This window comes from Curvibacter sp. T50 (assembly GCF_057219955.1).
Genome location: NZ_JBXVVU010000001.1, coordinates 789,045 through 801,378 on the forward strand (window position 1 = coordinate 789,045; position 12,334 = coordinate 801,378).

Annotated in this window: 9 protein-coding genes; 1 reads left to right on the top strand and 8 read right to left on the bottom strand. The window is 64.9% G+C overall.

Annotation, left to right across the window (positions count from 1 at the left end):
- Positions 1-180: 180 nt before the first annotated feature.
- The 8 genes from AC2EBU_RS03765 to AC2EBU_RS03800 form a co-directional block, all read right to left on the bottom strand.
- The gene (locus AC2EBU_RS03765) at positions 181-2,076 is read right to left on the bottom strand and encodes a propionate--CoA ligase (protein WP_484609039.1); all 1,896 of its coding nucleotides are present in this window, start codon (positions 2,074-2,076) and stop codon (positions 181-183) included.
- Between the two features lie 150 nt (positions 2,077-2,226).
- The gene (locus AC2EBU_RS03770; RefSeq protein WP_484609040.1) at positions 2,227-2,664 is read right to left on the bottom strand and encodes a hypothetical protein; all 438 of its coding nucleotides are present in this window, start codon (positions 2,662-2,664) and stop codon (positions 2,227-2,229) included.
- On the bottom strand, positions 2,664-3,761 hold the full coding sequence (zapE, locus tag AC2EBU_RS03775) for a cell division protein ZapE (RefSeq protein ID WP_484609041.1): 1,098 nt from the start codon (positions 3,759-3,761) through the stop codon (positions 2,664-2,666). Before zapE ends, AC2EBU_RS03770 begins: the two co-directional genes overlap by 1 nt.
- 75 nt (positions 3,762-3,836) lie before the next feature.
- Positions 3,837-5,264 carry a dihydrolipoyl dehydrogenase gene (gene lpdA / locus AC2EBU_RS03780; RefSeq protein ID WP_484609042.1) on the bottom strand — a complete coding sequence of 476 codons (1,428 nt, stop codon included), beginning with the start codon at positions 5,262-5,264 and terminating at the stop codon, positions 3,837-3,839.
- A 93-nt stretch (positions 5,265-5,357) separates the two neighbouring features.
- A complete protein-coding gene (odhB, locus tag AC2EBU_RS03785; RefSeq protein ID WP_484609043.1) occupies positions 5,358-6,635 on the bottom strand; it encodes a 2-oxoglutarate dehydrogenase complex dihydrolipoyllysine-residue succinyltransferase in 1,278 nt (425 codons plus the stop codon).
- Positions 6,636-6,689: 54 nt separating this feature from the next.
- Positions 6,690-9,566, bottom strand: coding sequence for a 2-oxoglutarate dehydrogenase E1 component (locus AC2EBU_RS03790; protein ID WP_484609044.1), 2,877 nt, complete (start codon positions 9,564-9,566; stop codon positions 6,690-6,692).
- 201 nt (positions 9,567-9,767) lie between these two features.
- Positions 9,768-10,370, bottom strand: a complete 603-nt coding sequence (locus tag AC2EBU_RS03795; protein WP_484609045.1) for an isochorismatase family protein — start codon at positions 10,368-10,370, stop codon at positions 9,768-9,770.
- Positions 10,371-10,424: 54 nt separating this feature from the next.
- Positions 10,425-10,571 (bottom strand): hypothetical protein, encoded by a 147-nt coding sequence (locus AC2EBU_RS03800; RefSeq protein ID WP_484609046.1) that lies wholly within the window; start codon positions 10,569-10,571, stop codon positions 10,425-10,427.
- Between the two features lie 101 nt (positions 10,572-10,672).
- Here AC2EBU_RS03800 and AC2EBU_RS03805 point away from each other — a divergent pair, with 101 nt between their 5' ends.
- A complete protein-coding gene (locus AC2EBU_RS03805; RefSeq protein WP_484609047.1) occupies positions 10,673-12,331 on the top strand; it encodes a 4-hydroxyphenylacetate 3-hydroxylase family protein in 1,659 nt (552 codons plus the stop codon).
- Positions 12,332-12,334: the final 3 nt, after the last annotated feature.

Sequence of the window (12,334 nt, forward strand, 5' to 3'; positions counted from 1 at the left end):
CGATGAAATAGCCAGATACCCAGCGTAATAAGGTCATCTTTCGCTATTGTTTTTGATAAACCCGGGAGCCTTTCGGGGGGTATCCGCAGTGCCCGATAACAAAAAAACCCCGCCGCCTTGCGGCGTGCGGGGCGCAATCCGGCGCTTTTCGGGCCGGAAATCGGCGGGTTCGGCTTTGCCTTAACCCGCGACCAAATCCTTGATCTGCTGCAGCGCGGCCGGATCGTCCATGGTGGTCAGGTCACCGGTGTCGCGGGCTTCGCAGACGGCCTGGATGGCGCGGCGCAGCACCTTGCCGCTGCGGGTCTTGGGCAGCACGGTGACAAAACGCACGCGGGCCGGGCGGGCCACGGCGCCGAGGTCGCGGTCGACCAGCTTCATGATCTCGCCTTCGAGCTTGAGCTTGGCGGCTTCGTCGGTCAGGCCGCTGGCGTCCTTGACCACGGCAAACGCCATCGCCACCTGGCCCTTGAGCTGGTCGGCCACGCCCACCACCGCCACTTCGGCGATGTTCGGGTGGCCGGCAATGCTCTCTTCGATTTCGCGGGTGCCCAGGCGGTGGCCGGCCACGTTGATCACGTCGTCGGTGCGGCCGAGGATGAAGAAGTAGCCGTCCTTGTCGCGCACGCCCCAGTCGAAGGTGGAATACACCATCTTGTTGGGCATGCTCTTCCAGTAGGTGTTGACAAAACGCGCGTCGTCACGCCACACGGTCTGCATGCAGCCGGGGGGCAGCGGGCCTTCGACACAGACCACGCCCTTGACGTCGCCACCCACCAGCTCTTCACCGGTCTGGTCGTCCAGCAGCTTGACGTTGTAGCCGTACACCGGCTTGCCGGGCGAGCCGAACTTGCTGGCGGCGTCGTCCACCCCCTTGCAGATGCTGAGAATCGGCCAGCCGGTTTCGGTCTGCCAGTAGTTGTCGATGATGGGTTTGCCCAGGCCCTGGCTGATCCACTGTGCGGTGGGCTCGTCCAGCGGTTCGCCGGCCAGGAACAGCGCGCGCAGCGTGGACAGGTTGTACTTGGTCAGCAGGGCCGGATCCTGCTTCTTGAGCACGCGGATGGCGGTAGGGGCGCTGAACATGACGGTGACCTGGTACTTCTCGACCAGGCTCCACCAGATGCCGCCGTCCGGTCGGATCGGCAGGCCTTCGTACATGATGGTGGCCATGCCGGCGATCAGCGGGCCGTAGATGATGTAGCTGTGGCCCACCACCCAGCCGATGTCGGAGGTAGAGAAGTAGGTTTCGCCCGCGTTGCCGCAGTAGATGTGCTTCATCGACGCGGCCAGCGCCACGGCGTAGCCGCCGGTGTCGCGCTGCACCCCCTTGGGTTTGCCGGTGGTGCCGGACGTGTAGAGCGTGTAGCTGGGGTGGGTGGCGTCCACCCACTCGCAGGGCACGGTGGTGTTGAGGTGCTTTTCGCGCAGGGGCGCCCACAGGCGGTCACGGCCTTCGACCAGCGGCATCGGGGCGACCTGGCGGTCGACCAGCAGCACGGCTTCGGGTTTGTGCGCCGACAGGCGGATGGCTTCGTCCAGCAGCGGCTTGTATTCCACCGCCTTGCCGCCACGTAGGCCGCCGTCGGCGCTGACGATGACCCGCGGCTCGGAGTCCTCAATGCGCGAGGCCAGCGCGCCGGAGGCAAAACCGCCGAACACCACCGAGTGGATGGCGCCGATGCGGGTGCAGGCCAGCATGGCAAACGCGGCCTCGGGAATCATCGGCATGTAGATCAGGACGCGGTCGCCCTTTTGCACGCCCAGGTCCTTCAGCACCGCGGCCATGCGCTGCACCTCGGTGTGCAGTTCGCGGAAGGTGTAGACCTTTTCCTGGTGGGTCTCGGTGGAGACAAAAATCAGCGCGCGCTGGTCGCCGCGCTCGGCCACATGGCGGTCCACCGCGTTGTGGCACAGGTTGGTGGTGCCACCGACGAACCACTTGGCAAACGGGGGGTTGCTGAAGTCGCAGATCTGCTGCGGCGGGGTCTGCCAGTCCACCAGCTGGGCCTGTTCGGACCAGAAGCCCTCGCGGTCTTCAATGGAACGGCGGTGAAAGTCGTCGAATGCGCTCATGTCTTGTCTCCTGCCGGGTTCAGGGTTGGGGTTAATTTGAATTCATAATTATGTATGATGGACTTTCGGGAAACTGACGCTTTTTGCCCGGAAACAAGTCGTCCGCGGCGCAACGTCCGACCCGGCGCCGCATCAAGACGGCGCGTCTGATCAGGGCGGATTACTGCGTGACTCAGCCCGCCGAACCGCGTCGGCGGCCTTGCGCCGACGGTCCGCATCGTTGAGTGATATTTCCTGACGCCGCAAGTCACCGAGCTGTTCCCGCCGCAGGGACCGGGCCTGTTCCAGGCAATCGTTGACCGCGAACCGCTGGTAACAGGCACGGGACTCGTCTTCGAACCGCTGGTGCACCGCGCTGCGTTCCTGTGCAATGCGGGACCGTTCTGCCGCTTCGGCCGCGGGCCCGTTCACCCGGGAGCCCTCGCCGTCGACCCGGGGCGCGGAGGCGACCGACAGCGCCGGGACTCCCTGGGCAAGCACCGGATGATGGGTTGCCGCCATCACCACGCCGGCCCACCACATCAGCCAGAACAGGCGCGCGCCACCTTCGGAGAAACCGGCGCAACGGTGGATGGGGAGCAAGCGCATCAGGTGATCCGCGTGTCCACGGTTCGATGCTCCATCGCCAGGTACTCGCGGGACTGCATTTCGTTGAGCCGCGAAACGGTGCGCGGAAACTCGTGCGCCAGGGGTCCTTCGGTGTAGAGCTGTTCAGGCGGCACCGCCGCGGAAAGGATCAGGTTGACCCGCCGGTCGTACAACACATCCACCAGCCAGGTGAAGCGCCGCGCCTCCGACGCCATGCGCACCGGCATCTGCGGCACGTTGGACAACAACACGGTGTGAAACTGCGAGGCGATTTCCAGGTAATCGTTCTGCGATCGTGGCCCACCACACAGCGTGCGGAAATCGAACCAGACCACTCCCCCGGCCTTGCGCACGGCGCGGATGTCGCGGGCTTCGATATGCAGAACCGGCGCTTCGTCACGGGCCTCGGCCAATTGGTTGAACGCGTCTTCCATGCTGGCTTCGGCGGCCTCGCCGAGCGGACAGTGGTACAGCCGCACATGCTCCAGGGTGCGCTGCCGGTAGTCGGTGCCGTTGTCGACGTTGACCACCTCCATGCGCTCGTTGAGCAGGGCGATCGCGGGCAGGATGCGGTCCCGGTGCAGACCGTTGGGATACAGGTCGTCGGGCTTGAAATTGGACGTCGTGATGAAACCCACGCCGTTTTCGAACAAGGCCACCAGAAGGCGGTGCAGGATCATCGCATCGGTGATGTCCGCCACATGGAACTCGTCGAAACAGATCAGCTTGTAGCGTTTGGCGATGCGTCGGCCCAGCTCGTCCAGCGGGTTGACCGTACCTTGCAGTTCCGCCATCTCGCGGTGCACTTCGCGCATGAACTCATGGAAGTGCAGCCGTGTCTTGCGCTGTATCGGCACCGCGTTGTAGAAGCAATCCATCAGGAAGCTCTTGCCACGCCCCACCCCGCCATACATGTACACACCAAGCGGGATGTCGGGCCGGTTGATCAGCTTCTTGAAGGCATTGGAGCGCTTTTCCTTGTACGTTGACCATTCGGCGGCGCAGCGCTCCAGGGCATCGACCGCACGCAACTGGGCCGGGTCGCTGCGGTAAGCCCGCGCGGCAAGCTCGGCTTCGTAGTTCTGGCGGACGGACATGGCCCGGGAATGTTAACGAAGAAAAGCCGGCGCCCGGCGGCATTCAGGCCCTGCCGGTCACCGGGCTTCACAGGCTCAGAAGTTCAGCGTGCGCTTGTCCACCGCCAGTGCGGCTTCCTTGGTCGCTTCGCTCAGGCTGGGGTGCGCATGGCAGATGCGGGCGATGTCTTCGCTGCTGGCGCGGAACTCCATCGCCACCACCGCTTCGCTGATCAGCTCGCTGGCCATCGGACCGACGATGTGCACACCCAGGATCTCGTCGGTGGCCGCATCGGCCAGGAACTTGACCATGCCCGTGGTGTCGCCTAGCGCTCGGGCGCGCCCGTTGGCCAGGAAGGGGAAGGTGCCCGCCTTGTATTTCACGCCATCGGCCTTGAGCTGCTCTTCGGTGCGGCCCACCCAGGCGATCTCCGGGCTGGTGTAGATGACCCAGGGGATGGTGTTGAAGTTGACATGCCCGTGCTGGCCGGCGATGCGCTCGGCCACGGCAACGCCCTCTTCCTCGGCCTTGTGCGCCAGCATCGGGCCACGGACCACGTCGCCCACCGCCCAGACACCGGGCAGGTTGGTGCGGCAATCTCCGTCGACCACGATGGCGCCGCGTACATCCAGTTGCAGGCCCACGGCTTCGGCGTTCAGGCCGGTGGTGTTGGGCACCCGGCCAATCGACACGATCAGTTTGTCGACCTCCAGGGTCTGGGCTTCGCCTTTGGCGTCGGCGTAAGCAATGCTCACGCCCTTCTTTCCGGTCTTGATTTCGCCGACTTTCACGCCCAATTCGATCTTCAGGCCTTGCTTGTCGAACGCCTTCTTGGCCTCTTTGGCAATTTGCTGATCCACCGCACCCAGGAAGGTCGGCAGGCCTTCCAGCACGGTGACCTCGGCACCCAGCCGGCGCCAGACCGAGCCCATTTCCAGGCCGATCACGCCGGAACCGATCAGGCCCAGCTTCCTGGGCACCGCGCCCAGACGCAGCGCGCCGTCGTTGGACAGGATGTTTTCTTCGTCGAACGCCACACCCGGCAAGGCGCGTGCGTTGGAGCCGGTGGCAACAATGATCTGCTTGCCGGTCAGCGTCTCGCTGGCCGTGCCGGCGACGGCGATCTCGTAGCCGCCATCGACCGCTTTGGCAAACGAGCCGCGGCCGTGGAAGAAACTGACCTTGTTTTTCTTGAACAGGTACAGGATGCCGTCGTTGTTCTGCTTCACGACGGCGTCCTTGCGGGCCACCATCTTGGCCACATCCATCTTCACGTCCTTGACGGAGATGCCGTGGTCGGCGAAGTGTTTGTTGGCATGCTCGAAATGCTCGGACGACTGCAACAGCGCCTTGGACGGAATGCAACCCACGTTGGTGCATGTGCCACCGGGCGCGGGCCCACCGGCCGCGTTTTTCCATTCGTCGATACAGGCAACCTGGAAACCGAGCTGGGCTGCCCGGATGGCGGCGATATAGCCGCCGGGCCCGCCGCCGATGACGATGACGTCGAATTGTTTGCTCATGGTGAATTCGGATATTCGGTTGGAGAAAGACCCACCGGGGGTCGGCACAGGGGCCGGTTCCCCACGGGTGGGTCTGTCGGCTTCAGGATGCGATCAGAGGTCGAACAGCAGACGCGACGGATCTTCCAGCGCTTCTTTCATCGCCACCAGACCCAGCACGGCTTCGCGGCCGTCAATGATGCGGTGGTCGTAGCTCATGGCCAGATAGTTGATCGGACGCACCACCACCTGCCCGTTTTCGACCACGGCGCGGTCCTTGGTCGCATGGACGCCCAAAATGGCCGACTGCGGAGGATTGATGATGGGCGTGGACAGCATGGAGCCGAACGTGCCGCCGTTGGAGATGGAGAAGGTGCCACCGGTCATCTCTTCGAGGCCCAGCTTGCCGTCAGCGGCCTTCTTGCCGTACTCGGCAATCTTCTTTTCGATGTCGGCAAAGCTCATCTGGTCGGCATTGCGCAGGATCGGCACCACCAGGCCGCGCGGCGAACCCACCGCGATACCGATGTCGAAATAGCCGTGGTAGACGATGTCGTTGCCATCCACCGAGGCATTCAGGATCGGGAACTTGCGCAGCGCGTGCACCGCCGCCTTGACAAAAAAGCTCATGAAGCCGAGCTTGACACCATGGGTCTTCTCGAAACGCTCCTGATGCGTCTTGCGCAGGGCCATCACGGGCGCCATGTTCACTTCGTTGAACGTGGTCAGGATCGCGTTGGTCGCCTGGGATTGCAGCAGACGCTCGGCCACACGGGCGCGCAGGCGCGTCATGGGCACACGCTGCTCCGGGCGGTCGCCCAGGTCCACGGCCGGTGCCGCCACCTGCGGCAGCACCTTGGTCGGCACGCCGGTGGGAATGGCCACCGACGCCGCTGCGACGGGTGCGGCAGCCGGAGCCGAAGCACCACCGGCCACGGCGGCGAGCACATCGCCCTTGGTGACCCGGCCGTCACGACCACTGCCCGCCACGGAACCGGCGCTCAGGTTGTTGTCCGCCATCAGCTTGGCGGCTGCCGGCATGGCCACACCGGCCATAGCGCCGCCAACGGCTGCCGGTGCGGCGGCAGCGGGCGCCGCCGCTGCGGCGACGGGCGCCGCTGCTGGCGCGGCGGCAACCGCGCCGGCCTTGCCTTCGGTGTCGATACGGGCGATCAGCTGCTCGGCGACCACGGTGCCGCCATCCGCGACGACCAGCTCGGCCAGAACACCGGCGGCAGGAGCCGGCACTTCCAGCACCACCTTGTCGGTTTCGATCTCGATCAGGATTTCATCGGCAGCAACTGCCTCACCAGCTTTTTTCTTCCACTGCAACAGGGTAGCTTCGGCCACCGATTCGGACAGTTGCGGTACTTTGACTTCTACGAGTGCCATACGGATTCTTTCTGTGTCTTTTCAGTTCAATGTGCTGTGTCTCTGCAGCCCTGCTTATTTGGTGAGGATGAAGCCCTTGAGCTTGCCGAAGGCCGCTTCGATCAGCGCCTTTTGCTGCTCCTGGTGCAGGTGGGCGTAACCCACCGCCGGCGACGCGGACGCTGCGCGGCCGGCGTAACCGAGCCTCTGGCCTTCGGCCATGTTCTCGTGAATGTTGTGCTGGATGAAGAACCATGCGCCCTGGTTCTGCGGTTCGTCCTGGCACCACACGATTTCGGAAACATTGGGATAGCGTTTCATCTCGGCCGCGAAGGCCTTGTGCGGGAAGGGATACAGCTGTTCGACCCGAACGATGGCCACGTCGTCGGCGCCCTTGCTCTCGCGCTTCTTGACCAGGTCGTAATACACCTTGCCGGAGCAGGCAATGACCCGCTTGACCTTGTCACCTTTGCGCACGATCTCATCGTTTTGCTCGGGAATGACGGTCTGGAAGCCGCCCTTGGTGAATTCGGACAAGGGCGAGGTGGCGTCCTTGTTGCGCAGCAGCGATTTGGGCGTGAAGATGATGAGCGGCTTGCGCAGGTTGCGCACCATCTGGCGACGCAGCACATGGAAGATCTGGCTGGCCGTGGTCGGCTGCACGATCTGCATGTTGGTATCCGCCGCCAGTTGCATGAAGCGCTCCACCCGTGCCGAGCTGTGCTCGGGGCCTTGGCCTTCGTAGCCGTGCGGCAGCATCAGCGTGATGCCGTTGACACGCCCCCACTTGACTTCGCCCGAGGCGATGAACTGGTCGATCACCACCTGGGCGCCGTTGGCGAAGTCGCCGAACTGCGCTTCCCAGATGACCAGCGTGTTCGGGTCGTTCGAGGCGTAGCCGTATTCGAAGCCCAATACGGCCTCTTCGGACAGGATGGAGTCGATGACCACAAACGGTGCCTGGTTGTCGGCCGCATGCTGCAAGCCGATGTAGGTACCTTCATTCCACTTTTCACGGTTCTGGTCGTGAATGACCGCGTGGCGGTGGGTAAACGTGCCCCGGCCGCAGTCTTCGCCCGACAGGCGCACCGGGTAGCCGCTGGCCACCAGCGACGCAAACGCCATGTGCTCGCCCATGCCCCAGTCGACGTTGATGTCGCCCCGACCCATGGCGGCGCGATCGTCATAGACCTTTTTCACCAGCTGGTGCGGCGTGATGTTTGCCGGGATGGTGGTGATTCGCTCCGCCAGGCGCTTCCATTCGGTCAGCGGCAACGCGGTATCGGCCGCGTCGGTCCATTTCTTGCCCAGGAATGGCGACCAATCGACCGCGTACTTGCTCTTGAAGTTGGTCAGCACCGGATCGACCGTGTGCTTGCCGGCGTCCATGGCGGCACGGTATGCCTTGGCCATGTCGTCACCCAGCGTCTCGCCCAGACCTTGGGAGGCCAGGCGGTCGGCATACAGGCGGCGCGTGCCGGGATGCTGGGCAATCTTCTTGTACATCAGCGGCTGGGTCAGGCTCGGCGTGTCCTGCTCGTTGTGACCCAGCTTGCGGAAACAGATGATGTCCACCACCACGTCCTTGCGGAACTCCATGCGGTATTCCAGTGCCAGCTGAGCTGCCAGCACAACCGCTTCCGGGTCGTCGCCATTGACGTGCAGCACCGGCGACTCCACACCTTTGACGATATCCGTGCAATACAGGGTGGAGCGCAGGTCACGCGGGTCGGACGTCGTGAAGCCGATCTGGTTGTTGATGATCAGGTGCACCGTACCGCCGGTGGTGTAACCACGGGTCTGTGCCAGCGCCAGGGTTTCCTGGTTGACGCCCTGGCCTGCAAAGGCGGCGTCGCCGTGCACCAGCACCGGCAGCACCTGGCTGCCGCGGGTGTCGCCACGGCGGTCCATGCGGGCGCGCACCGAACCCTCCACCACCGGGTTGACGATTTCCAGGTGCGACGGGTTGAACGCCAGCGACAGGTGGACCGGGCCGCCGGGGGTGGACACATCGGAGCTGAAGCCCTGGTGGTACTTCACATCACCCGCAGGCAGGTCTTCGGGGGCGGTGTGGTCAAACTCGGCGAACAGGTCGGCCGGCATCTTGCCCAGCGTATTGACCAGCACGTTCAGGCGACCACGGTGGGCCATGCCGATGACAATTTCCTGCACCCCTTTGGCGCCGGCTTGCTGAATCAGCTCGTCCATCGCCGCGATGAAGCTTTCGCCGCCTTCGAGCGAGAAGCGCTTCTGGCCGACGTATTTGGTGTGCAGGAAGCGCTCCAGGCCTTCGGCGGCCGTCAGGCGGTCAAGAATGTGCTTCTTCTTTTCGGCATTGAAGCTGGGTTTGCTGCGGATGCTCTCCAGTTTCTGCTGCCACCAGCGCTTCTGGCTCTGGTCGGAAATGAACATGTACTCCGCGCCCACGGTGCCGCAGTACGTCTCACGCAGCGCGTTGAGCAGCTCGCGCAGGCTCATGCGGTCTTTGCCGAAGAAGGTGTTGCTGGTGTCGAACACCGCTTCCTGGTCGGCATCGCTGAAACCGTAGAACGACGGCTCCAGCTCGGGAATCTTGTCGCGCTCGGTCCGCTTGAGCGGATCGAGGTCCGCCCAATGGGACCCGACGTTGCGGTAGGCGGCAATCAGCTGCTGGACCGCCGTGCGCTTGCGGCCCATTTCCGCGTCGGCGCTGGCCAGCACCACCTTGGTGCCACCCTGGCGGGCGCGGTCGGCAAAGGCGTTGATGACCGGCAAGTGCGGTACATCACGGGCATTGGAGCCATCGACGGCCGGGACATGTTGCAGCGCGTCGAAGTATTCGCGCCACGAATCGGGCACGCTTCCGGGATTGGCCAGGTAGTTTTCGTACATCTCTTCGACGTAGGGCGCGTTGCCCCCGAAGAGATAGGTATTGCCGCGATAGGCGGCGTAGATGGACTTCGTCTCACTCATGCTTCGCTGACCTCCGTTTCCCTGAAGGAAACTGTGTCTGGTTAATCTACCTTCCGCGTCACGGCTGAACCGGTTGGCGGATGCGACTGTGCCTGGGAAGGGCTTTCGGTAACACGCTATTGTGCACCGGAACATGTCGGGTACCTGACAGGACCCCGACGAATCTGACGGATTTGCTCAGGGTTTACCCGAAGCGCATCTTTACTTGATCAGCGCCTGCACGGCCTTGAACTGCGCGTGCTCGGCACTGCGCAGCCACTCGAAGGCCACCATTTCCGTGGTCACCAGCTCGGCACCGGCCCCGGCCAGACGATCGAACGCGGCGTCGCGGTTGCGTTCGGTCCGCGAGCTGCAGGCATCGGAGACCACCCAGACCTCGAACTCGTCTTCCAGCAACTGCAGTGCGGTCTGCAACAGGCACACATGCGCCTCGCAGCCGGCGATGACGATCTGGTTTCGCTCCACCTCGGTGTCCTGGCTCTTTTGCAGGTGGCGCGGCAGGCTGCGGGCATTGCCCTGAGGCGGCTTGCGCGGCGGCCGCAGCATTTCGCCCAGACCTTCTTCCACCGCCCCGAAATGCAGCTTGCTCAGCGTCTGGCGGCACAGCGCACGCAGTTCGGGCGCGTTCTCGCCCAGGCGCGAGGGATTCTGCTCCGTCCCCCAGACGGGCACCTGCATCAATGCGGCAATGCGGGCCAGCCGCAGCGCCTGCGCCACCACCGCGGCGCCGTCGTGAATGGCCGGCATCAGGCGGGCCTGGTAGTCCACCAGCACGAGTTGGGATTGCGATGGGTCAAGCAGCATGGGGAACTCCAGGGGTCAAGAAAAAACAGGCAGGGGCAACGCGGCGGTACCAAGTCAGCCAAACAGATCAGCCTGCGGCGGCGGCTCGACCACGGCCGGCGCCGCGTTCAGGCGGATCAGCAGCGCATCAAGGTCCTGCGCAAACAGGGGCGACGCCGACGGGGCAAACAGGCGGATGCGGCCGGTGTGCTGCTGCAGCAACAGCCCCACACCATGCGCGAACAGCGCCGCATTCTCCCGCCGGGCATTTGAACATAATCCATCCGATCGACGATGGTTCGACTCTTCTTTCCGGTACCGCCATGAATGCTTCTCCGCCCAGCAGCCCGCCCTTGATGACCGGCAACGACTACCGCGAGTCCCTGCGCCGCTTCAAACCGCGGGTTTTTGTCGACGGCCGTGCGGTGGACAGCGTGGCCGATGAGGCGGCGCTGCAGCCGGGCATCAACGCCATCGCCCTGACCTACGACTTCGCCCACCGCGCCGATCTGGCGCCGCTGATGACGGCCGTGGAACACAGCAGCGGCCAGCGCGTCAACCGCATGACCCATGTCGACCGCAGCAGCGGCGACCTGCTCAACAAACTCGAAGCCGTCCGCCGCCTCTGCCAGGAAACCGGCTGCGCACAGCGCTACCTGATGCACGACGGGCTCGCCGCCATCGGCCAGTCTTGCGCGCGGCTTGACGACGCCGCCGGCACCCGCAGCTACCGCGACCGTTTCCAGGCCTTCCTGCACCGGGCGCAGCGCGAGGATCTGACGCTGGGCGTGGCCATGACCGACGCCAAAGGCGACCGCAGCCTCCGGCCCCATGCGCAGGCGCAGCCCGACAGCCATCTGCGCATCGTCGAGCGCCACGCCATCCACAACGGCCGCCGCGGCATCCGCATCAGTGGCACCAAGGCCATCGTGACCGGCGCGCCCTACCTGCACGGCCTGCTGGTGATGCCCGGCCGGGCCATGACCGCCGCCGACGCCGACTTCGCCGTGTGCTGCGCCGTACCCATTGACGCGCCCGGCCTGACCATCGTCGCCCGCCCGGCAGGGCGGCCCGGCGAAACCCCCGAGCACGGCCAGCCGCTGTTCAGCCGCCGCTACGGGCAAAGTACCGGCGTGTGCCTGTTCGACCGGGTTTTTGTGCCCGAGGAAGACGTCTTCCTCGACGGCGAATGGGCGCTGTCTGCGCAGCTGACCCACGACTACGCCACCCACCACCGCCACACTTGTATTGCCGCCCGCGCCGGGTTCGGTGACCTGCTGATCGGCGCAGGCGCCCTGATGACCGAGGCCAACGGACTCGACCCCGGGCGCGACAGCGGCCTGCGCGACGCCATGGTGGAACTGATCACCATCGTCGAAGGCTTCTACGCCTGCGGCGTGGCCGCCAGCGTGTACGCCCGCCCTGACCCGGCCAGCGGCATCTGGATGCCCGACCCGGTGTTTGCCAACATCGGCAAACTGCTGCTGGCCACCAAAATCTACGACATGCACCGCATCGCCCACACCGTCAGCGGCGGGCTGATTGTGGCCCTGCCCGGCCCGGATGAAGACCACAACCCCGAGACCGCCGTCCGCCTGGCCGACGTGCTGCGCGCCCACCCGGACATCCCCTACGACCAGCGCATCCAGACCGCCCGCTTCCTGGAAGACCTGACCGTCGGCTACCAGGCCGGCTGGACCAGCGTCATCAGCCTGCACGGCGGCGGCTCGCCGGCTGCCATGAAACAAGAGATCTGGCGCCGCTACCCGCTGGGCAACAAGGTCGAACTGGTCGAGCGCCTGCTGGAGCGCGGCCTGGCCCCCGACGGCAGCGCCGCCGCCGCGCCCCACGACGACACCCGCCCCATCACCGCCAACCGCCAACCGGGCCGCTGTTGCGACAGCGGTTGCACCGCCCCCGGCACCCCGGTGATGGTGGACCTGCCCGCTGTCGAGAGCACGCTGCCGTCGCGCCGCGGCTGACAC